19 protein-coding genes are annotated in these 20,806 nt (G+C 72.5%); 8 read left to right on the forward strand and 11 right to left on the reverse strand.

The window, feature by feature from the left end; all coding sequences use genetic code 11:
* Positions 1–136 precede the first annotated feature (136 nt).
* The 3 genes from AMO33_RS02540 to AMO33_RS02550 are packed head-to-tail and all read left to right on the forward strand — an operon-like array spanning position 137 to position 2,915.
* Complete coding sequence (locus AMO33_RS02540; RefSeq protein WP_060590219.1) at positions 137–964, forward strand: CoA transferase subunit A; 828 nt, start codon at positions 137–139, stop codon at positions 962–964.
* Positions 961–1,740: a CoA-transferase subunit beta gene (locus AMO33_RS02545; protein WP_060590220.1), complete on the forward strand. Its 780-nt coding sequence runs from the start codon at positions 961–963 to the stop codon at positions 1,738–1,740. Before AMO33_RS02540 ends, AMO33_RS02545 begins: the two co-directional genes overlap by 4 nt.
* Positions 1,737–2,915: a thiolase family protein gene (locus AMO33_RS02550; RefSeq protein WP_060590222.1), complete on the forward strand. Its 1,179-nt coding sequence runs from the start codon at positions 1,737–1,739 to the stop codon at positions 2,913–2,915. The genes AMO33_RS02545 and AMO33_RS02550 overlap by 4 nt, the downstream gene beginning before the upstream one ends.
* Before the next feature lie 18 nt (positions 2,916–2,933).
* Here AMO33_RS02550 and AMO33_RS02555 read toward each other — a convergent pair whose 3' ends face one another.
* Complete coding sequence (locus tag AMO33_RS02555; RefSeq protein WP_060590224.1) at positions 2,934–4,481, reverse strand: AMP-binding protein; 1,548 nt, start codon at positions 4,479–4,481, stop codon at positions 2,934–2,936.
* A gap of 142 nt (positions 4,482–4,623) precedes the next feature.
* Between AMO33_RS02555 and AMO33_RS02560 the strand changes: the two genes are divergently transcribed.
* Both AMO33_RS02560 and AMO33_RS02565 read left to right on the forward strand, forming a co-directional pair.
* Positions 4,624–5,268, forward strand: a complete 645-nt coding sequence (locus AMO33_RS02560) for a TetR/AcrR family transcriptional regulator (RefSeq protein ID WP_060590226.1) — start codon at positions 4,624–4,626, stop codon at positions 5,266–5,268.
* Positions 5,269–5,311: 43 nt separating this feature from the next.
* A complete protein-coding gene (locus tag AMO33_RS02565; RefSeq protein WP_060590227.1) occupies positions 5,312–6,361 on the forward strand; it encodes a glucose 1-dehydrogenase in 1,050 nt (349 codons plus the stop codon).
* 72 nt (positions 6,362–6,433) lie between these two features.
* On the opposite strand, the gene AMO33_RS02570 is transcribed toward AMO33_RS02565, so the two are convergent.
* Positions 6,434–6,880 (reverse strand): hypothetical protein, encoded by a 447-nt coding sequence (locus AMO33_RS02570; protein ID WP_060590229.1) that lies wholly within the window; start codon positions 6,878–6,880, stop codon positions 6,434–6,436.
* 157 nt (positions 6,881–7,037) lie between these two features.
* Positions 7,038–7,631 carry a TIGR03086 family metal-binding protein gene (locus AMO33_RS02575; RefSeq protein ID WP_060590231.1) on the reverse strand — a complete coding sequence of 198 codons (594 nt, stop codon included), beginning with the start codon at positions 7,629–7,631 and terminating at the stop codon, positions 7,038–7,040.
* 105 nt (positions 7,632–7,736) lie between these two features.
* Between AMO33_RS02575 and AMO33_RS02580 the strand changes: the two genes are divergently transcribed.
* A complete protein-coding gene (locus tag AMO33_RS02580) occupies positions 7,737–8,744 on the forward strand; it encodes an RNA polymerase subunit sigma-70 (RefSeq protein ID WP_060590233.1) in 1,008 nt (335 codons plus the stop codon).
* Between the two features lie 67 nt (positions 8,745–8,811).
* Here the strand turns inward: AMO33_RS02580 and AMO33_RS02585 are convergent, their stop codons facing one another.
* The 7 genes from AMO33_RS02585 to AMO33_RS02615 all read right to left on the reverse strand — a co-directional run bounded on the left by AMO33_RS02585 (position 8,812) and on the right by AMO33_RS02615 (position 17,079).
* On the reverse strand, positions 8,812–10,059 hold the full coding sequence (locus AMO33_RS02585) for an RNA polymerase sigma factor (protein WP_060590234.1): 1,248 nt from the start codon (positions 10,057–10,059) through the stop codon (positions 8,812–8,814).
* Positions 10,056–10,448 (reverse strand): YciI family protein, encoded by a 393-nt coding sequence (locus AMO33_RS02590; protein WP_041561131.1) that lies wholly within the window; start codon positions 10,446–10,448, stop codon positions 10,056–10,058. The genes AMO33_RS02585 and AMO33_RS02590 overlap by 4 nt, the downstream gene beginning before the upstream one ends.
* Positions 10,449–10,532: 84 nt before the next feature.
* The gene (locus tag AMO33_RS02595; protein WP_060590236.1) at positions 10,533–11,573 is read right to left on the reverse strand and encodes an NAD(P)-dependent alcohol dehydrogenase; all 1,041 of its coding nucleotides are present in this window, start codon (positions 11,571–11,573) and stop codon (positions 10,533–10,535) included.
* A gap of 245 nt (positions 11,574–11,818) precedes the next feature.
* A complete protein-coding gene (locus AMO33_RS02600; RefSeq protein WP_082668559.1) occupies positions 11,819–13,282 on the reverse strand; it encodes an ATP-binding cassette domain-containing protein in 1,464 nt (487 codons plus the stop codon).
* A 4-nt stretch (positions 13,283–13,286) separates the two neighbouring features.
* Positions 13,287–14,597, reverse strand: coding sequence for a glucarate dehydratase (gene gudD, locus AMO33_RS02605; protein ID WP_060590238.1), 1,311 nt, complete (start codon positions 14,595–14,597; stop codon positions 13,287–13,289).
* A gap of 31 nt (positions 14,598–14,628) precedes the next feature.
* A complete protein-coding gene (locus tag AMO33_RS02610; protein WP_060590239.1) occupies positions 14,629–16,026 on the reverse strand; it encodes an MFS transporter in 1,398 nt (465 codons plus the stop codon).
* Between the two features lie 126 nt (positions 16,027–16,152).
* A complete protein-coding gene (locus tag AMO33_RS02615) occupies positions 16,153–17,079 on the reverse strand; it encodes a LysR substrate-binding domain-containing protein (protein WP_060590241.1) in 927 nt (308 codons plus the stop codon).
* Between the two features lie 104 nt (positions 17,080–17,183).
* Here AMO33_RS02615 and kdgD point away from each other — a divergent pair, with 104 nt between their 5' ends.
* Together kdgD and AMO33_RS02625 are read left to right on the forward strand one after the other, a co-directional pair.
* Positions 17,184–18,098 carry a 5-dehydro-4-deoxyglucarate dehydratase gene (kdgD, locus tag AMO33_RS02620; protein WP_011210037.1) on the forward strand — a complete coding sequence of 305 codons (915 nt, stop codon included), beginning with the start codon at positions 17,184–17,186 and terminating at the stop codon, positions 18,096–18,098.
* Positions 18,098–19,693 carry an aldehyde dehydrogenase (NADP(+)) gene (locus tag AMO33_RS02625; RefSeq protein WP_060590243.1) on the forward strand — a complete coding sequence of 532 codons (1,596 nt, stop codon included), beginning with the start codon at positions 18,098–18,100 and terminating at the stop codon, positions 19,691–19,693. The genes kdgD and AMO33_RS02625 overlap by 1 nt, the downstream gene beginning before the upstream one ends.
* 171 nt (positions 19,694–19,864) lie before the next feature.
* Here the strand turns inward: AMO33_RS02625 and AMO33_RS02630 are convergent, their stop codons facing one another.
* On the reverse strand, positions 19,865–20,740 hold the full coding sequence (locus AMO33_RS02630) for a MarR family transcriptional regulator (RefSeq protein WP_060590245.1): 876 nt from the start codon (positions 20,738–20,740) through the stop codon (positions 19,865–19,867).
* Positions 20,741–20,806 lie beyond the last annotated feature (66 nt).

The following is a 20,806-nucleotide window of genomic DNA, read 5'->3' on the forward strand; positions in this document are numbered from 1 at the left end:
AGAGATATTGAGTCAGGACAAATACTATTTCCGGCCCGATTGATACGTGCGAATGATCAATTCGGGACGGTTGACGGTGCCTTGCCCAGTGTTCATAATGAGAACAAATGTTCACGATGCGAACAGGAGAGGGCTCGTGGCCTATATAGCGCCGCTGGCGGACGCGATCGCCGACCTCGTGCACGACGGCGACACCGTCGCGCTCGAGGGCTTCACCCACTTGATTCCGATGGCGGCCGGGCGGGAGATCATCCGGCAGCGCCGCCGCGACCTGACGCTGGTGCGGATGACCCCCGATCTGGTCTACGACCAGCTCATCGGCGCGGGCTGCGCGCGCAAGCTGGTGTTCTCCTGGGGCGGCAACCCCGGCGTCGGCTCGCTGCACCGGTTCCGCGACGCGGTGCAGAACGGCTGGCCGGTGCCGCTCGAGATCGAGGAGCACAGCCACGCGGGCATGGCCAACCGCTACGTCGCCGGCGCCTCCGGCCTGCCGTTCGCGGTGTTGCGCGGCTACGTCGGCACCGACCTGCCCGAGGTGACCGACACGATCAAACCGATCACCTGCCCCTTCACCGGGGAACGGCTCACCGCCGTGCCCGCGCTGAACCCGGACGTGACGATCGTGCACGCCCAGCGGGCGGATCGGCACGGCAACGTGCAGCTGTGGGGCCTGCTCGGCGTGCAGAAGGAAGCCGTGCTGGCCGCGCGCCGCAGCCTGGTCACGGTCGAGGAGATCGTGGACGAGCTGACGCCGGTGCCCGGCGCGATCGTGCTGCCCGCCTGGGCGGTCACCGCGGTCGCCGAGGTGCCCGACGGCGCGCATCCGTCCTACGCGCAGGGCTATTCCGAGCGCGACAACGCCCATTACGCCGCCTGGGACGCCATCGCCCGCGACCGGGACGGCTTCACCCGCTGGCTGGACGAGCACGTCCACGCCGCGGCCGCACAGGGGAGCCGAGCATGACCACCACCGAGACCGCCACCGCGCCCGCGGCCGAGTACACCGCCGACGAGATGATGACGATCGCCGCGGCCCGCGCCCTGCAGGGGGATCGGCGCTGCTTCGTCGGCATCGGATTGCCGTCCACCGCGGCCAATCTCGCGCGCACCACGCACGCGCCCGGCCTGGTGCTCATCTACGAATCCGGCACCCTCGGGTCGAAACCGGACCGGCTGCCCGCCTCCATCGGCGACGGCGTCCTCGCCGAGACCGCCGACGCGGTGATCAGTGTGCCGGAGGTGTTCAACTATTGGCTACAGCCGGGCCGCATCGATGTCGGCTTCCTCGGCGCCGCCCAGCTCGACCGCTTCGGGAACATCAACACCACCGTCATCGGCGGCGACTACCACCACCCGAAGGTGCGGCTGCCGGGCGCGGGTGGCGCGCCCGAGATCGCCGCCTCCTGCGGTGAGGTGTTCGTGGTCGTGCGGCAGTCGCGGCGCACCTTCGTCGACCGGGTCGACTTCGTCACCTCCTTCGGGCACGGCCGCGGCGGCGGCGAGCGTGCCCGCCTCGGCCTGCGTGGCGCCGGACCCACCCTGGTGATCACCGACCTGGGCGTGCTGCGGCCCGACGAGACCGGCGAACTGGTGCTCACCGCCGTGCACCCCGGCGTCACCGTCGAGCAGGTGCGCGCGGCGACCGGCTGGGACCTGCGCGTGGCCGACCACCCGACGGTCTCGCCCGCCCCGACCGCCGAGGAACTGGCGACCCTGCGCGCGCTGCGGGCGGCGTCGTGAGCGGCGCGTTCGTCTACGACGGTGTCCGCACGCCGTTCGGGCGATACGGGGGCGGCCTGGCCGGCACCCGTCCCGACGATCTGGCCGCCCACGTGCTGCGCGCGCTGGCCGCACGGACCGGCCTCGACCCCGCCACCGTCGACGAGGTGGTACTCGGCGCGGCCAACCAGGCCGGTGAGGACAACCGCAACGTCGCCAGGATGGCGGCGCTGCTGGCCGACTGGCCGACCGGCGTGCCCGCGACCACCGTCAACCGGCTGTGCGGGTCCGGCATGGACGCGATCATCCAGGCCTCCCGCACCATCGAGACCGGCGACGCGGAGCTGGTGGTGGCGGGCGGCGTGGAGTCGATGAGCCGGGCGCCGTGGGTACTGCCCAAGCCGGACAAGGCGTTTCCGGCCGCGAACGCGACCGCCCACTCCACCACGCTGGGCTGGCGCCTGGTGAACCCGGCCATGCCCGCCCGGTGGACGGTGTCGCTGGGGGAGAGCACCGAGATCCTCGCCGAGCGCTACGGTATCGGCCGCGCCGAACAGGACGAGTTCGCCGCCCGCAGCCATCAGCTGGCCGCGCGCGCCTGGGACAGCGGCTTCTACGACGACCACGTGGTCGCGGTGCCCGGCAGCGAACTCGTGCGCGACGAATCCCTGCGCCCCGCCACCACCGTCGAGACCCTCGCCCGGCTGAAGCCCGCCTTCCGCCCCGACGGCACGGTCACCGCGGGCAACGCCTCACCGCTCAACGACGGCGCCGCGGCGCTGCTGCTCGGCGACGAATCCGCCGCCGCCCGACTCGGCCGCGAACCGCTGGCGCGGGTGGCCGGACGTGGGGCGGCCGGGGTCGACCCCGACGTGTTCGGCATCGGCCCGGTGCGCGCGGCCGAGATCGCGTTGCGCCGCGCCGGCATCGGCTGGGGAGATCTGGCCGCGGTGGAACTCAACGAGGCCTTCGCGGCGCAGTCGCTGGCCTGCCTGGCCGACTGGCCCGAACTCGATCCCGCGATCGTCAACGTCAACGGCGGCGCCATCGCGCTCGGCCACCCGCTCGGCGCCTCCGGTGGCCGCGTCGTCACCCAGCTGATCCACCAACTGCGCCGCGCCGGCGGCCGGTGGGGACTGGCGGCCCTGTGCATCGGCGTCGGCCAGGGCCTCGCGGTGGTCGTCGAAGCGGTGTGACGCACGGCGGTCGACGGGTCAGATGGCTCGGGCGCGCCCGGACCAATGCGGTTCGCGCAGGGTACGTTTCAGGATCTTGCCGCTGGCGTTCCTGGGCAGCTCGGCGACGAATTCGACGGTCTTCGGGCATTTGTAGCCCGCCAGGTGTGAGCGGCAGTGCGCGATGACGTCCGCCGCCTCGACCGGCTCGCCCGCCACCACCACCGCGTGGACCGACTCGCCCCAGTGGTCGTCGGGCACGCCGACGACCGCGGCGTCGGCGACGGCGGGATGGGCGAGCAGCACGCGCTCGACCTCGGGTCCGTAGACGTTCTCGCCGCCGGTGATGATCATGTCCTTGAGCCGGTCCTCGACGAACACGAAGCCGCGATCGTCCACCCGGCCGATGTCACCGGTGCGCACCCAGCCGTCGGCCGTCACGGTCGCGGCGGTGGCGTCCGGACGGTTCAGGTAGCCGGTCATCCGCTGGTCGGTACGGAACCAGAGTTCCCCCTGCCCGCCGACGCCGATCTCGGTGAGGTCCACCGGATCGACCACGCGCACCTCCGCGCCGGGGACGGGTCGTCCGGCCGACAGCAACAGCGACTCGTCGCCGCGGTGGTCCTCGGGGGACAGCATGGTGACCACCCCGGACACTTCCGTCTGGCCGTAGACCTGGACGAAGGCGAGATCCGGCCAGGTGTCCAGCGCCCGGCGCAGGAGCGGGAGGGGCATCGGCGCGGCACCGTAGCCGAGGTACTTCAGGCGACCGAGCGCGGCGGTGGCCTGCTCGCCCGCATCGAGCAGGGCCGCGATCACCGGCGGGACGAAGAACGTGTGCGTGGCGCCGGCGGCGAGCGCGCCGAGCAGCGCGGCCGGGGTGGGCTCGCGGGTCATGATCGAGGGAACGCCCGCGCGAATGCCGAACAGCGCGTAGCAGATCCCGCCGACGTGGAACAGCGGCATCGCGACCAGATTGACATCTCCCGCGTCGAAGGGGAAGCCGGTGCCCGCGTTGACCGTGTGTGCCACCAGCGCCCGCTGGCTGAGCACGACGCCCTTGGGGTGGCCGGTGGTGCCGGAGCTGTAGATCACGAGCGCGTCGGCCTCGGGGCGGACCGCCGGATCGGGCTCGGCCGCTTCGGCGGTGTCCAGGAATCGCTCGTACTCGTCGTGCTCGCCGCCGACGACCACGATGCGTTCGATCCCGGTGCCTGCCGCGGCCGCCGTGGCGGCGAACTCGGCGCCGGCGAACAACAGGCGGGCGCCGCTGTCGGCGAGCACATAGCCGAGCTCGGGACCGGCCAGCCGCCAGTTGGCGATGGTGACGGCGGCACCGAGGGAGGCGGCCGCCAGGGCGATCTCGAGGCAGGCGGGATGGTTCTTGTCCAGGAACGCCACCCGGTCGCCGGGGCCGATGCCGGCCGCCCGCATGCCGCCGGCCGCCCGGGCGATCCGCGCCCGCCATTGCGACCACGTCCAGGTGCGATCGCCGTAGCGGATGGCGATCCGGTCCGGCGTGGTAGCGGCCCAGCGGTCGACGGCATCGATGAGCAGTTCGGGGGAGCGGGTGACGAGTTCGGGCAACGCTCTGCACTCCTGATCGGGAACGGCAAAAATAGTCCAAGCGGACTAGTTCATCCTGGATGTGATCCAGAGCACTGTCAAGCCCCTGGATACAGTGAAGCGGTCGCCGGTCCGGCGGCGAAGGAGTCGGTGGGAGGTGGCCATGGCGCGGCAGGCACGCGGGGAGCGGGCGCGGGCCGCGATCATCGACGCGGCCATCGCGATCCTCACCGATGCCGGCTATTCCGCGCTCACCACTCGTGCCGTGCAGGCCGCCTGCGGGCTGTCCAGGGGATCGCTGTTGTTCCAGTTCCCGACCCGGGAGGACCTGCTCGCGGCGGTCATCGACGAACTCGTCGGCCGCCGCGCGACCCGCGCGCAACGCATCATCGACGAATTCGCCGCCCGCCCACCCGCCGACCGGCTCGTCGCCGCCATCGCCGCGGTGCGCGAATTGTTCTCCGGCCCGGACTTTCTCGCCGAAATGGAGCTGTGGTCCGCCGCACGGACGAACCCGGCCCTGCACACCAGCCTGGTGCCGCTGGTCGAGAAGATCGGTGCGCGACTGCGCGAGCAGCTCACCGAGCTGTTCGGTCCCGAGATCGCTGCCCACCCGCACTATCCGCAGGTGGCGATGTTGACCGTCGAACTGGCCCGCGGGCTCGCCTTCAGCGCGCCGATCCGGCGCGGACACGGCGATCGGTCGGTGCTGGAATTCTGGCAGGCCGCGGCCGCCACCATGCTCGGGCGGTCGGCGCCCGCCGAATCCGCCGCGAGCGGGCCGCCGCAGCACCAGTTGCTGATCTGAGACCCGCGGGGTAGAGCGACGGCGGCGCGGGTAGCCGGAGGGCATGCGGGCCATCACTGTGCAGCCGGGGCGGGCGGGGTCGGTACAGGTCGAGGAACTGCCCGATCCCGTCGCGGGAACGGACGAACTGCTGGTGCGCGGGGTCGCGCTCGGCGTCTGCGGCACCGACAAGGAGATCGGTGCCGCGGAGTACGGGTGGGCGCCGCCGGGGCGGGACCGGCTGGTGCTCGGGCACGAGTCGCTGGGCCGGGTCGTGCAGGCGCCGCCGGGCTCGGGATTCGCCGAGGGCGAGCTGGTGGCCGGTGTGGTGCGCAGGCCCGATCCGGTGCCGTGCGGGGCGTGCGCGCACGGTGAGTTCGACATGTGCCGCAACGGCCGCTACCGCGAACGCGGCATCAAGGAACTCGACGGGTTCGGCAGCGAACTGTGGACGGTCGAGACCGACTACGCGGTGCGCGTCGACCCGGAGCTCGGCCACCTCGGCGTGCTGCTGGAACCGGCCAGCGTGCTGGCCAAGGCGTGGGAGCAGATCGAACGCATCGGCGGACGCAGCTGGTTCGAGCCGCGCACCGTGCTGGTGACCGGCGCGGGGCCGATCGGGCTGCTCGCCGCGCTGATGGGCGTCCAGCGCGCACTCGAGGTGCACGTGCTGGACCGGGTGACCGACGGCCCGAAACCCGCTCTGGTGCGGGGCCTGGGCGCCACCTATCACCACGGCGACGTGGCGGGGGTGATCGCCGAGACGCATCCGGACGTCGTGATCGAGGCGACCGGGGTGAGCGCCCTCGTCGTCGCCGCGATGGCGGGCACCGCGCACTACGGGATCACCTGCCTCACCGGCGTGTCCACCGGTGGGCGGCCGTTCGAGGTGGACACCGGCGGCCTCAACCGGTCCATCGTGCTGGAGAACGACGTGGTGGTCGGATCGGTGAACGCCAACCAGCGCCACTATCGCGCCGCGGCGGACGCGCTGGCGGCCGCCGACCCGGCGTGGCTGGCGGCCATGATCACCCGACGGGTGCCCCTCGAACGCGCGGTCGAGGCGTTCGGCGACACCGGCGACGAGGTGAAGGTCGTCATCGATCTGGAATGAACCGGCTCTGGAATGAGCCGCCCTGGAATGCGCCGGCCCGGAAGCGATCCGGCTCCGGGTGCTTCCGAGTGGTCAGCGGGGTCCGGCGGAGTGCCCCGCGCGGCCGTGGGTGCGCCGCGCCTCCTTGAGTTCGGCTTCGAACACGTGGGTGCGCCCGTCCAGCAACTGCTCGCGGACGGCGCGGTCGAGTTCGCGGAACAGCGCGTAGTAGCCCTCGTCGTACTCCTCGACGATCTGGAACGTCCAGCGATCGGGTAACACGTTGCGCCCGACGAGCTCGGTGGCGATGCGGTCGGCGAGTTCGGGGTGTCCGGCGTCGCGCAGCAACGCCACCGCCTCGTCGAGCAGGAAGTCGGCGCCGCCGGTCAGCTGGTGGAACGAGTACAGGTGGCCGCGGGCTCGCTCGATGGTCTCCAGCGCCTCGGAGAGCTTGCCCGCGGCTGCGACGGTCTGGTCGTCGACGCCCTCGGGACGGCGGTGCCGCAGGGCAGGGCGATCCTCGGAACGGTGCGCTGTCATGGTGTTTCGCTCTCTGTCGGGGGCGGGAGGCCCGGATCGAGCGAGCGGCCACCGAGGCGGACCGCCCGACGCGGGATGTTTGCCGCGTACCCCGCTGCCCGTCGGTAAAACGATGCGGAAACGATGCGCGATGTCAGCGCGGGCGGCCCGGTCTCGATCAGCGCACCGGGCGGCCGAGGAGGGCGGCGAGTTGCTCCACCGGTATGGCCGTGGCCGGCGCGGGCCGCGGCGGCGCGAACGGGCTGCGGTCGGCGGGGACCTCGGAGAGCGTGGCGCGAGTGAACGCGAGCGCCCGCTCTGCCGCGGCATCGGTGAACGGTGGCCGGGTGCCGAGCGCGGTCGCCAGGTCCCAGCCGTGCACCAGTTCCTCGGTCAGCCGCAGGTGCGCCGCGACGGTCCCGGGCACGGCGCCGAACGGCATGTGCACGATCCGGTCCGCCGCGCCGGGCCGCCCGAAGGCGGCGAGCAGGGCCTCGCCCGCGCTCCGGTACGCGCTCGCCGGATCCGCGCCGAGTGCGTCGACCAGCGCCGGGTCCAGTGTGCCCGCCGCCGATTCCGATGTTCCGGTCAGCGCCGCGGTGCAGAGCCGAGTGCCGAGGACGAGATGGTTCACCAGGTCGCGGGCGGTCCACGCCGGACAGGGTGTCGCCGCTTGCCAGTGGTCGGGGCCGATCGTGGCGACGAGATCGGCGACGGTGGCGATCGTGCTCGCCAGATCGTCGAGGACGGTGCGGGTGGGTGTCTCGGTCACGGGATTTCCTCCATCCGGTTCGGGGTCGGTCGTTGTGGTGACACCGCCCGTCGCCGGAACGGAACGGTCCCGGAGCGCGTCACCGCCCCGTGCGACGATGCCCCGGTGGATCCGGACATTCTCGAGCGCGCGCGAGCCGGCGACCACGACGCCTTCCGCGCCCTCACCGACCCCTACCGGCACGAGCTGCAGGTGCACTGCTACCGGATGCTCGGTTCGCTCACCGACGCCGAGGACGTGCTGCAGGAAACGCTGCTGGCGGCCTGGCGCGGGCTCGGCGGCTTCGCCGGGCGCTCCTCGCTGCGTACCTGGCTCTACCGGATCGCCACCAACCGCTGCCTGAACGCCATGCGCGACAACGCCCGTCGCCGCCCGCCCGAGCCCGACCCGCCGTTCGACCCGCCCGAACCCAGCCGCCGCAGCACGGTCACCTGGTTGGAGCCCTACCCGGACCGCCTGCTCGACCGGGTCGCCGCCCCGGCCGCAGGCCCGGAGGCCCGCTACCACGCACGCGAGTCCGTCGAGCTGGCGTTCGTCGCGGGGCTGCAACACCTACCGCCCCGCCAGTCGGCGGTGCTGCTGCTGCGTGATGTCCTCGGCTTTCCCGCCGACGAGGTCGCGGCCATGCTCGGCACCAGCGCCACCGCGGTGAAGGGCGCGCTGCAACGCGCCCGCGAGCAGCTGCGCCGCCACCGGATCGACCGCGAATCGGTCGAGCTGCCCGACAGCCCGCGGGAACGCGAGCTGACCGCCCGTTTCGCCGAAGCGTTCACCGCGGGCGACGTCGCGGCCGTCATCGCCCTGCTCACCGACGACGCCTGGCTGACCATGCCGCCCGCCCCACACGAATACCACGGCCTGCCCGCCATCGGCGCCTTCCTCACCATCTTCACCACCTGGCGCGGAGCCCGTCGCCTGCACCTGATCGAGACCCGCGCCAACACCCGGCCCGCCCTCGCCTGCTACCTGACCGATACCGACCCGCACACCGCGCACCCCGCGGGCGTGCTCGTGCTCACCGTCGGACCCACCGCCATCCACCACGTGGCCTGGTTCCTCGCCGCCGACCTCCGCACCCACTTCGCCCTGCCCGCCACCGTTCCAGTCGGTTAGCGCACGCGCCGGGAGCGCTCGCGAGGCGGACCAGCCCGGCGACCGCGGTCGAGCGGCGCTGTGCGGCCTATCCGGTGGTGGCGGCGAGCTTGCGCAGCCGGGCGTTGAGGTAGCGCTGTTCCGGAGTGCTGGTGGTGAGCTGGGCGGCGCGAGTGTAGGCGGCACGGGCGGCCTCGAGGTCGCCGTTCATCTCGAGCAGGTGGGCGTGCACGGCGTGGGTGCGGTGGTGGCGGCGCATGGCGGGGTCGGTGAGCAGGGGAGTGACGAGTTCGAGCCCGTGGCGTGGGCCGAACGCCATCGCGACGGCGACCGCGCGGTTGAGGGTGACGGCCGGTCCTGGCGCGAGCCGGTCGAGCATTCCGTAGAGCACGGCGATCTGCGCCCAGTCGGTGCTGTCCCCGCCGGGGGCCTCGGCGTGCACGGCGGCGATGGCCGCCTGGATCTGATACGGCCCGACATGGCCGCGCGGTAGCACCCGCTCGAGCAGGGCGACGCCCTCGGCGATGGCAGTCCGGTCCCAGCGGGTGCGGTCCTGGTCGGCGAGGGGGACGAGTTCGCCCGCGGCGTCGGTGCGGGCGGCGGCGCGTGCGTGGGTGAGCAGCATCAGCGCGAGCGCGCCGGCGACCTCGTCGTGGTCGGGGACGGCGCGGTGCAGGCGCCGGGTGAGGCGCAGCGCCGCGGCGGCCAGGCCGGGGTCGTGGACCGACGCGCCCGTGCTGCGGGTGTGCCCGGCGGTGAACATCAGGTGGCACACGTCGAGCACCGCGGCCACCCGCTCGGGCAACTCCTCGGCGGCGGGCAGTTCGAAGCGCGCCCCGGCCGCGCGCAGGGTGCGACGGGCTCGCGAAAGCCGTTGCGCCATCGTGCGTTCCGGGACGAGGTAGGCGGCCGCGATCTCGGCGGTCGGCAGTCCGGCCACCGCGTGCAGGGTCAGCGCCACCTGGGACGGGCGGCTCAGGCTCGGGTGGCAGCACAGCAGGAACAACCGGAGGGTGTCCTCGCCGGAGTGGTCGGTTTCGTCGGCGGGCGGGGCCAGGTCGGCGTCTGCGGGCCGGGCGACGCCGACGGTCGCCTCCCGCTCGGCCCGGGCTCGGTCGGCCCGCACCCGGTCGATCAGTTTCCGCGCGGCCACCCGCACCAACCATCCGCGCGGATTGCCGGGGATGCCGTCGCGGGGCCACTGCTCGGCCGCCGCGGCGGCGGCCTCCTGCACCGCGTCCTCGCAGTCGCCGAGATCGCCGTGCCTGCGCAGCAGGGCGAGCAGGACGTGTGGCGCCTCCCGGCGCCACACCTCCGCCACCGTCGCGCCGGTCACTGATCGTCGCCGCCCGGCCACATGACCGGGCGCAGCTCCACGGTCTCGCCGGGCCCGGCGAACACCGCGGCGATCTCCTCGGCCCGCGCGCGATCGGCCACATCGATCAGGAAGAACCCGGCCAGGTGTTCCTTGGCCTCCGAGTAGGGACCGTCGGCCGCCACCGGCCGCCCCGACTCCCACCGGTACAGCCGCGCCGCCTCGGGCGCGCCCAGCGCCTCCCCGGTGACCAGTTCGCCCTTCTCCTGCATCTCGCCGAGCAGCCGCTCGAAATCACCGGTGATGCGTTCGCGTTCCGCGGCGGGCAACGCCTGGAACTCAGGCAGGTAGTCGCCGGTCGGGTGCCCCCACGGCTGCGGGTTGGAGTGGATCAGAATGACGTACTTCATGGGTCGCTCCTCGGTCGTGGACGGGGCCGCTGCCCATCCTCACCGGGAACGTCGGAGCTGCGCGCCCGTCGTCGACATCGGGCCCTATCCGTTCGGCAGAATCACCGCGCGGCCGTTGATCTGCCCCTTGTGCAGGCGTTCGTAGGCCTCGGGGGCGTCGTCGAGCGAGTAGGTCTCCACGTGCACCTCGACCGCGCCGGCGCGGGCCAGGTCCAGCACCTCGCGCAATTCGCCCCGGCTGCCCCAGTACGGGGCGGTGACCGACACCTCGAAGGGGGTGGTGCCGAACCCGACCGGCACCGACCCGCCGCCGATGCCGACGATCGTCAGGTCGCCTTCCATCGCCACGCAGCCCGCGGCGGTCGCGGTCGTGGGCGGCACGCCGACGAAATCGAACACGGCCGTCGCGCCGCGGCCGCCGGTCAGTTCCTTGACCCGGTCGGCGGCGTGCTCGTCGGAGGTCACGGTCTTGTGTGCGCCGACCCGGCGCGCCAGTTCCAGCTTCTCCTCGCCGATGTCGAGCGCGATCACCCGCGCCGGGCTGAGCGCGCGCAGCAACTGGATGGCGACATGGCCGAGCCCGCCCGCGCCGATCACCACGGCCGTCGAGCCGGGCACCAGTTTGGGCAGCGACCGCTTGATGGCGTGGTAGGGCGTGAGCCCGGCGTCGGTGAGCGGCACGGTGCGCACCGGGTCGAGTCCGTCCAGCGATTCGAGGTGGCGGACGTCGTCGACGATCATGTATTCGGCGATGGCGCCCGGTGCGCCGAGTCCGGGCGGGAAGATGCCGAGTTCGCCCGCGCGCACGCAGTAGTTCTCCCGGCCGCCTTCGCACGGGTGGCAGGTGCCGCAGCCCCACGGACCGTAGACCGCCACCGAATCGCCCACCGCGAATCCCCGCACGCCGTCGCCGAGCGCGGCGATGGTGCCCGCGCCCTCGTGGCCGAGGGTGAGCGGCAACTCGTACGGGAACTCGCTCTCCGGCCACGACATCACCGCGATGTCGGAGTGACACACCCCCGCCGCCGACACCTTCAGCAACACCTGTCCCGGGCCGGGTTCGGGATCGGGCACCGTCACCACTTCCGGCGGGGCGCCGATCGTCCGATACTGCAGAGCCTTCATCGCGACACCTCCGAAATCGAATTGCTCGGTCGGGTCTATCGGGTCGGCGCGCTGCTCAGGGCATTCATCGACTCCGGCGCGCCGGGCTGGGCCGGTCGGCCCCGTGGCCGCGAGCGCGCTGCCGTACCGCACGATCTCGGCGGACCCGGGACGGATCGTCTCCGATCATACGGAGCGCGGGGACCGCCGAGGCGGTATCGGCGAACGGCCGGCAACCGAAGGCCGGGCCGTTCGCCGATACCGGGTCAGCGGTTCGCCGGTGGGGCGGCGTCCGGCGCGATGCGCCCGCCGGCGTCGAGTGCGATCACCGTGTCGACGCCGAGGTCGGCGAGGAATTGCTCGTCGTGACTGACCACCAGGACCGCGCCCCGGTACCCCGACAGTGCCGCCACCAGCTGTTCGACGCTGGCGATGTCGAGGTTGTTCGTCGGTTCGTCCAGGACGAGCAGCTGGGCGGGTGGGTCGGCGAACAGCAGCCGCGCCAGCGACACACGGAAGCGCTCACCGCCGGACAATGTCGACACCGGCCGGTCCACGGCGGCGCCGCGCAGCAGGAGCCGGGCCAGCTGGTTGCGCAGGGCGGCCGGTGGCAGCGAGTCGGCTACGGTCCGCAGGTTCTCCAGCGCCGACGCCCGCTCGTCCAGGTTGTCCAGGCGTTGGGGGAGGTATCCGACGCGATCGGTGAACAGGGTGCCGCCGACCCGCCCCGCCGTCGCGGCGCGCCGCCCGAGCAGGGTCTCCAGCGCCGTCGATTTCCCGGCGCCGTTGGGTCCGACCAGCGCCACCCGTTCGGGCCCCTGGATCACGACGGTGGTCGCGCCGTCACCGCTCTCCGCGATCCGCCGCCCCGCCGGCACATCCGGGTCGGGCAACTCCAGGTGGATTCGTTCCTCCCGGCGCACCCGGGCGGCGGCGGCCGCGCGGGCACGTTCGGCCGCGCGGACCTTCGCCTCCTGCGTGCCGCGCAGCGCGGCCGCGGTGTTCTGGGCCCGGCCGGCACGATTGCCCGCCACGATCCGGGGGATGCCGCCGTGCTGCTGGGTCGCCCGGGCCGTGCGTTCGCGGCGGGCGAGTTCGGTCTCGGCCTCGATGCGCTGGCGCTGCTCGGCTTTCAGCACCTGCGCGGCGGTGCGCGCGGCTTGCTCGGCGGCGGCCTGTCGCTGGTCGAGGTGCTGCCGCCACGCCGAATAGGGCCCGCCGAACAACTCCAGCCGCTCGGCGTGCAGCTCCGCGGTGTGGTCCATGCGCTCGAGCAGCGCGCGATCGTGGCTGACCACCACCAGGGTGCCGGGCCAGGTGTCGATCAGCGCGGCCAGGTCGCTGCGCGCGGCCCGGTCGAGGTTGTTGGTGGGCTCGTCGAGGACGGTGACGGGTGTCCGGCGCAGGCGCAACCCGGTGACGGCGACCAGCACCGCCTCGCCGCCGGACAGTTGGCCGACCCGGCGATCGAGATCGGCTGCGGCGAAGCCGATCTCGTGCAGCGCCTGGGCCGCGCGCGCTTCGAGATCCCAGTCCTCGCCGATCGTGTCGAAGTGTCGTTCGTCCGCGTCGCCGGACTCGATCGCGCGCAGTGCCGCGAGCGTGTCGGCGATGCCGAGCAGGTCCGTGATCGTGGCGTCGGTGTCGAGGGTCAGCGTCTGCTGCAGGTAGCCGACCGGCCCGGCGACGTCGATGCGGCCGGTGGTGGGGCGAGGTGGCCTCGCCCCCACCTGCTCAGCGCACCAGGGCGGGGCGCTTGCTGTCGAACTGCCACCCGGGGATGAGGTACTGCATCGTGGTGGCGTCGTTCCGGTCGCCGAGCCCCGCCCGCAGGTACAGCTCGTGGGCGGCGGCGACCCGTTCCTCGTCCAGTTCCACACCGAGGCCCGGGCGCCGGGGCACGGCGATCCGGCCCTCGACGATGCGGAACGGGTCGCGGGTGATGCGCTGGCCGTCCTGCCAGATCCAGTGCGTGTCGATGGCGGTGATCTCACCCGGCGCGGCCGCGGCCACGTGGGTGAACATGGCCAGCGAGACGTCGAAGTGGTTGTTGGAGTGCGAACCCCACGTCAGGCCCCACGCGTCGCACAGCTGCGCCACCCGCACCGAGCCCGCCATGGTCCAGAAGTGCGGGTCGGCCAACGGGATGTCGACCGCGCCGGTGCGGACGGTGTGGCCGAGTTCGCGCCAATCGGTGGCGATCATGTTGGTGGCGGTGGGCAGTCCGGTGGCGCGCTTGAACTCGGCCATCACCTCGCGCCCGGAGAACGAGCCCTCCGGGCCGACCGGGTCTTCGGCGTAGGCGAGCACGTCGCGCAGGTCGCGGCACAACGGCACGGCCTCGCGCAGCAGCCACCCGCCGTTGGGGTCCAGTGTGATCCTGGCGTCGGGGAACTCCTCGGCCAGCGCCCGCACCGCGGCGGCCTCCTCGGCGCCTGCGAGCACACCGCCCTTGAGCTTGAAGTCGCGGAATCCGTAGCGGGCGCGTGCGGCGCGGGCCAGCTCGACCACGCCCTCGGGGGTCATGGCCGCCTCGTGGCGCCTGCGCAGCCAGTCGTCGGCGTCGGCCGGTTCGTCCGCGGGGGAGCGGTAGGGCAGGTCGGTGCGATTGCGGTCGCCGACGAAGAACAGGTAGCCGAGGGCGGGCACGTCGGTGCGCTGCACCCCGTCGCCGAGCAGCGCGGCCATCGGCACCTCCAGGTGCTGGCCGAGCAGATCCAACAGCGCCGATTCGACGGCGGTGACGGCGTGCACGGTGACCCGCAGGTCGAAGGTCTGGTTGCCGCGGCCCGCCGCGTCCCGGGCGGCGAAGGTGCGCCGGATGTCGCCGAGCACGGCGTGGTGTTCGCCGAGGCCGCGGCCGATCACCAGGCCGCGGGCCTCCTCGAGGGTGCCGCGGATCCGTTCCCCGCCGGGCACCTCGCCGACGCCGGTGCGGCCCGCGGAATCGGTGAGGATCACCAGGTTGCGGGTGAAGTAGGGCGCGTGCGCGCCGCTGAGGTTGAGCAGCATGCTGTCGTGGCCTGCGATCGGCACGACGCGCATCTCGGTGACGCGGGGGTGCGGGCGGTGCTGGTCATGAACGGTTCTCCACGGTGGCGACGGTGGCGCCGAGGGGCGCCGGGCGGGCGGGCGTCGGGTCGGGATCGGCGGACCCGGGTTCCTCGGCGGGCGGGTGCGATGCGCCGGTCCGGCGGATCAGCGCGACCGAGGCGGCGGCGAGCACGGAGGCGGCGGCCAGGGCGTACAGGCCCCAGGTGACCTCGCCGGTCGCCGATTTGACCAGGCCGAACCCGTACGGGGCGACGAATCCGCCGAGATTGCCGATCGAATTGATGATGGCGATGGCCGGTGCGAGCACCAGCGGATGCAGCCCGCCCTGCGGGATGGACCAGAACAGCGGGCTGGCGCTCTTGAAGCCCATCGCGGCGATGCACAGGAACACCAGCGCGAGCCAGGGCGAGGTGACCGCGGCCAGGTAGGTGCCGACGGCGGCGGTGAGCAGGGCGATCACCAGCAGCGGCTTGCGGTTGCCGGTGCGGTCGCCGATCCGCGCCGAGACATACATCGCGACCACCGCGCAGATCCACGGCAGCGACGACAGCAGGCCGACGGTGATGTCGTTGGTGCCGTCGATGCGGCGCACGATGGAGGGCAGCCAGAAGGTGTTGGCGTAGATCGACAGCTGGATCGCGAAGTAGATCCAGCAGAACAGCAGCAGTTTCGGATCGGCGAGCATCCGCCAGCGCGAGCCACGGTGGGCGACACCGGAATTCGCGGCCTTGTCCTGCTCCTCGGCCTCGATGGTGTCGATCAGCGCCTTCTTCTCACCCGCGGACAGCCACCTGGCGTCCTTGATGTGGGAATCGAGGAACAAGTAGGCGACGATGCCGACGACGACCGAGAGCATGCCCTCCAGCCCGAACAGCCACTGCCAGCCGTGCAGGCCGAGCCCGCCGTCGAGTGCGAGCAGCGGCCCGGAGAGCGGGCCGGAGATCGCCGCGGCCACCGACGAGCCCGCCACGAACAGCGCGGTCGCCCGGCCACGGTGACTGTTGGGCAGCCACTTGGCCAGGTAGAAGATCACCGCCGGGAAGAACCCGGCTTCGGCGGCGCCGAGCAGGAAGCGCAGGACGTAGAACATGGTCGCGTTCTGCACGAACATCATCGCGGCCGAGATCAGCCCCCAGCTGACCATGATCCTGGTGAGCCAGATCCGCGCGCCGTAGCGCTCCATCATCACGTTGCTGGGCAATTCGAAGATCGCGTAGGCGATGAAGAACACGCCGGCGCCGAATCCGTAGGCGGCCGCGCCGATGCCGACGTCGGCTTCCAGGTATTCCCTCGCGTAGCCGATATTCGAGCGGTTGATCTGGTTGCAGATCAACATGATGATGAACAGCGGGACGACGCGTCGAAAGAACTTCGACACCGCGGATTCCAATTCCGCCGTCGGCTGTCGAGTGAACGACATCGTCCACTCCTTTCGGTCGAACCACCTGCTGGTGCGGTGCGGTGGGGAAGAGGTCTGTTCGGGGCGAGTGACTCGCCTCACAAGCAACGAATGTAAAGACCTCAGGTGATTCACGTCCAACACCGATTACGGATGGACCGATACAGGAAAGGTATCGTGCCCGGCCGCCCGGTTCACCGGTTCCGCCAGTTCGTCCAGCAATTTCGCCAGCGCGGGGTTCTCGTTCCCCTGTCGCCAGACCAGCGCCAGCTCCGCGTGCGCCGCGATGCCGGTCAGTGGCCGGAACGCCACATGCTCGAATCGCATCGCCGCCGCCGACTCCGGCACCAGTGCCGCGCCCCAGCCCAGATCCACCAGCGCCAGGATGCTGTGCACGGTGGTCATGTACTGGGTGACCACGGGCACGACTCCCGCCCGGTGCAGGACGGCGGTCACGAGTTCGTGGAAGTACCTGGCTTCGACGGGGGCGTGCATCACCAGCGGTTCGCCGTGCAGCGCGCGCACGTCCACGGTGTCGGCGCCGGCCAGCCGGTGCTCGGCGGGCAGGGCCACGACCAGGCCCTCCCGCAGGAATGGGCGCGTGGTCAGGTCCGGGCGGGTGATGGGCGGGCGGACCATGCCCAGATCCAGCGATCCCTCCGACAGTGCCTCCACCTGATCCATCGTGACCAGCTCGCGCAGCTCCAGGTCGACCTCGGGCAGGGCTGCGCGCGCGGTCGCCAGTACGCGCGGCAAGCCCGAGTGCACGCTCGCGCCGGTGAAACCGAGCCGCACCACGCCGCCGGTGCCCGCCGAGACCCGGCGGACCGCCAGCGAGGCGCGCTCGGCCTGCTGGAGCAGGCGCCGGGCGTCGACGAGGAAGGCCCGCCCGGCGCGGGTGAGCTTGACGCTGCGGTTGGAGCGGTCGAACAACTCGGCGCCCAGATCCTTCTCCAGGAGCTGGATCTGGCGGCTCAACGGCGGCTGGGTCATCCGCAGGCGTTCGGCGGCGCGCCCGAAGTGCAGTTCCTCGGCCACCGCGACGAACGCGGTGAGCTGGGCGAAGGTGAACATCGATACAGACCTTGTATTGATAGATAGGAAATCAGTGTTGGACGTGAATCATAAGCCGTTCCTAGGGTGAGGTCAGCAGGCCACCCCGAACAGGAGCGCACACCATGACCACAGCCTCTCCGCAGGACATCGCCGCACGTCTCGGCTCCGGACTCCTCTCCTTCCCGGTCACCCACCTGCGGGCTGACGGCTCCTTCGACGAGGCCGCCTACCGCGAGCACATCGCCTGGCTGGGCGGCCACGACGCGGCCGGGCTGTTCGCCGCGGGCGGCACCGGCGAGTTCTTCTCGCTGACCCCGGCCGAGGTCGAGCAGGTGGTCACCGCCGCGGTGCGGGAGGCGCCGGAGGGGCTGCCCGTCATCGCCCCGGCCGGGTACGGCACCGCCACCGCGATCGAGATGGCGCGCGCCGCCGAACGCGCCGGTGCGCACGGCATCCTGCTGTTGCCGCCCTACCTCACCGAGGCCGGGCAGCGCGGGCTCGTCGAGCACGTGCGCCAGGTCTGCGCGGCGACCGATCTCGGTGTCATCGTCTACTCGCGGGCCAACGCCGCCTACTCCGCGCCGGCGGTCGCCGAACTGGCCGACCGCTGCCCGAACCTGATCGGGTTCAAGGACGGCATCGGCAACATCGAACAGATGACCCGGATCTACGCCGAGGTCGGCGACCGGCTGTTCTATGTCGGCGGATTGCCCACCGCGGAGATGTTCGCGCTGCCCTACCTGGCGTTGGGCGTGACCACCTACTCCTCGGCGATCTTCAACTTCGTGCCGCAGTTCGCGCTCGACTTCTATCGCGCGGTGCGGCGCAACGACGCCCCGTTCGTGCTCAACGCGCTCGCGGAGTTCGTGATCCCCTACTGCGAGCTGCGCAACCGCGAGCCCGGCTACGCGGTGAGCATCATCAAGGCGGGTATGACGGTGATCGGACGTCCCGCGGGTCCGGTCCGCAGCCCGCTGACCGACCTGGACGACGCCGAACTCGCCGAACTGGCCGATCTCGTGAAGAAGGTGAGCTGATGACCGCCGCGACCACCGAACAGCTGACGGGGGCGAACCTCGTCGGTGCCGCCGACGTGCCCGGCGCCGCCGCGCCGTTCCGCGCCGTCGATCCGGCGAGCGGGCAGCGGCTCGACCCGGAATACCGGGAGGCCGACGACGCCCAGGTCGACCGCGCCGCCGAGCTGGCCTGGGCCGCCTTCGACACCTACCGGCACACCGGCCCCGACCGCCGCGCGGCGTTCCTGGAAACCGTCGCCGCCCAGCTCGACGGCCTCGGTGACGTGCTCGTGCAGCGGGTGATCGCGGAAAGCGGTCTGCCCGAGGCCAGGGTGCGCGGCGAGATCGCCCGCACCACCGGCCAATTGCGGTTGTTCGCCGAGGTCGTGCGCGAGGGCGGCTGGACCGGTGCGCGGCTGGACCGGCCCGACCCGCGGCGCACCCCGCTGCCGAAACCCGATCTGCGCCAACGCCGTATTCCGCTCGGCCCGGTCGCGGTGTTCGCCGCGAGCAACTTCCCGCTGGCGTTCTCCGTCGCGGGCGGCGACACCGCCTCCGCGTTGGCCGCCGGCGCGCCGGTGGTGGTGAAGGCGCACCCCTCCCATCCCGGCACCTCCGAGCTGGTCGGTCGCGCGGTGCGCGCCGCGGTGCGGGCGCACGACCTGCCCGAGGGCACGTTCTCGCTGGTCCACGGTGGCCGTGACACCGGTCTGGCGCTGGTGCGGCATCCGCGCATCCGCGCGGTCGGCTTCACCGGTTCCCGGCAGGCCGGGCTCGCGTTGACCGCGGCCGCCGCCGCGCGACCGGTGCCGATCCCGGTGTTCGCCGAGATGTCCAGCGTCAATCCGGTCTTCGTGTTGCCCGGTGCGCTGGCCGAGCGCGGCGCGCAGCTGGGTGCGGAGTTCGTGGCATCGCTGACCACCGGGGTCGGGCAGCTGTGCACCAGCCCGGGCTTGGTGTTCCTCGCCGACGGGCCGGGTGCCGACGAGTTCGTCGCGGCCGCCGCGGCGGCGGTGGAGGCCGCCGCGGGCGCGCCGATGCTCAACAGCGGTATCGCCTCGGCCTATGCCGAGGGGGTGCGCAGGCTCGGCGCGGGACCGCAGGTGCGTTCGGTGGCGGTCGGTGCCGCGGCGACCGCGGCCTGCGGCGGGGTGCCGCAGCTGTTCGTCACCACGGCCGAGCATTTCCGGGCCGATCCCGCGTTGCGCGAGGAGGTCTTCGGCCCGGCCTCGATCGTTGTGCGGGTGGGCGCCCCCGACCGGTTCGCCGAGCTGATCGAGGTGCTCGACGGGCAACTCACCGCCACCGTGCACGCGACCGCCGAGGACCACGAGCTGGCCCGCCGCCTGCTGCCGGAGCTGGAACTGCTCGCCGGCCGGGTGCTGTTCAACGGCTGGCCCACCGGCGTGGAGGTCGGTCACGCCGTCGTGCACGGCGGCCCGTTCCCGGCCACCAGCGCGCCCGCCACCACCTCGGTCGGCAGCTTGGCCATCGAGCGCTTCCTGCGCCCGGTCTCCTACCAGAACATCCCCGACGACCTCCTGCCCGCCGAGATCCGCGCGGCCAACCCGCTCGGCATCTGGCGCCGCATCGACGGCACCCTCACCAGGGACTGACCGATGCCGCCGCGGGACTCCACCGGGTCCCGCGGCGCGGCAGGTCCGCCCTCCGCATCGGGCGTCGAGGACGCACACGGTGTGGTGGGCGGCGATGCGCCGACGTCACTCCGGGCGAGCGTGCCGCCCCGCCGGGCGTGCCGGTGCGGTGTGGTCGCGGGCCGCTCGGTCCTACCGCGGCGGGCTGGTCCGCCCGATCGTCCGGGCGGACTCGGTCAGCGCGGCGAGGTAGTGGTCCCGGTCGGGCTTGGGGACCGACGCGCGCAAGGGCCCGATCAGCAGTTCGGCGCGGGGAGTGCCGTCCGGAGCGAGTACCGGCGCGGCGAGGTAGCTGACCGGCAGGGGGTTGTCGGCGGCGAGTGCCCGCGGGTCGTGTGCCGTGCCGCTGATGTCGAACAGCAGGGACAGGACCCGGTGCCGCAGGGCTCGGCTGCCCGGCTCGTGGGCGAGGTGTGCGACCACGTCGGCGAGCACGTCGAGGGCGCGCAGGCCCGCGGAGTCCACGCCCCAGACGGCGGCGCCGACGGCGGGGATGTCGGTGAGCAGGCGTTCGTACTCGGCGCGGCGGGCTGGCTCGGCGGCTGCCAGCCAGTGGCGGCGCAGCTCGGGCCCGGCGTGGGCGACGAGGGTGGCCGCGGCGGGCGGTATCAGAGGTAGCCGGGTGCCGACGGCGATGCCGGGCGGGATCGGGCCGTGCTCGTCGATCACCGCGTCGAAGCGGAGCTCGCCGCCGTCGAGGTGCAGCAGCGCCACGCCGCAGTCCACCGTGCGGGCCAGCGCGCGCAGTTCGGCCTCCACCGGATCCGGCATCGCGGCCCCGGCGATCCGGCGCAGGGCGGGGCCGAGTTCGTAGCTGAGGTCCGCGCGGCGTCGGACCCACGCCCGCTGGTGCAAGCCCTGCAGCACCGCGCCGACCGTCGACCGGCTCAATCCCAGTGCGTCGGCGACCTGCGCGGACGTGCGCGGTCCGTCGGCGGCGAGCATTTCCACCACCGACACGACCCGTTGCGTGGGCGGCGACACCGATTCGGTCTTGTCAGCGGCCATCCGTCCTCTTACAGTCGGCAGTACAGTTATTCGCATCCACCAGTGCGAATATTCGCATCAGGAGTT

The sequence above is a fragment of the Nocardia farcinica genome (assembly GCF_001182745.1).
Classification (GTDB): domain Bacteria; phylum Actinomycetota; class Actinomycetes; order Mycobacteriales; family Mycobacteriaceae; genus Nocardia; species Nocardia farcinica.

Bases quoted from the DNA above. Each gene is read 5' to 3' on its own strand.
- AMO33_RS02565 (WP_060590227.1), top strand. From the start codon at position 5,312: ATGCGGGCCATCACTGTGCAGCCGGGGCGGGCGGGGTCGGTACAGGTC.
- AMO33_RS02625 (WP_060590243.1), top strand. From the start codon at position 18,098: ATGACCGCCGCGACCACCGAACAGCTGACGGGGGCGAACCTCGTCGGT.
- gudD (WP_060590238.1), bottom strand. From the start codon at position 14,597: ATGCGCGTCGTGCCGATCGCAGGCCACGACAGCATGCTGCTCAACCTC.
- AMO33_RS02560 (WP_060590226.1), top strand. From the start codon at position 4,624: ATGGCGCGGCAGGCACGCGGGGAGCGGGCGCGGGCCGCGATCATCGAC.
- AMO33_RS02615 (WP_060590241.1), bottom strand. From the start codon at position 17,079: ATGTTCACCTTCGCCCAGCTCACCGCGTTCGTCGCGGTGGCCGAGGAA.
- AMO33_RS02630 (WP_060590245.1), bottom strand. From the start codon at position 20,740: ATGGCCGCTGACAAGACCGAATCGGTGTCGCCGCCCACGCAACGGGTC.
- AMO33_RS02545 (WP_060590220.1), top strand. From the start codon at position 961: ATGACCACCACCGAGACCGCCACCGCGCCCGCGGCCGAGTACACCGCC.
- kdgD (WP_011210037.1), top strand. From the start codon at position 17,184: ATGACCACAGCCTCTCCGCAGGACATCGCCGCACGTCTCGGCTCCGGA.
- AMO33_RS02590 (WP_041561131.1), bottom strand. From the start codon at position 10,448: ATGAAGTACGTCATTCTGATCCACTCCAACCCGCAGCCGTGGGGGCAC.
- AMO33_RS02610 (WP_060590239.1), bottom strand. From the start codon at position 16,026: ATGTCGTTCACTCGACAGCCGACGGCGGAATTGGAATCCGCGGTGTCG.
- AMO33_RS02595 (WP_060590236.1), bottom strand. From the start codon at position 11,573: ATGAAGGCTCTGCAGTATCGGACGATCGGCGCCCCGCCGGAAGTGGTG.
- AMO33_RS02570 (WP_060590229.1), bottom strand. From the start codon at position 6,880: ATGACAGCGCACCGTTCCGAGGATCGCCCTGCCCTGCGGCACCGCCGT.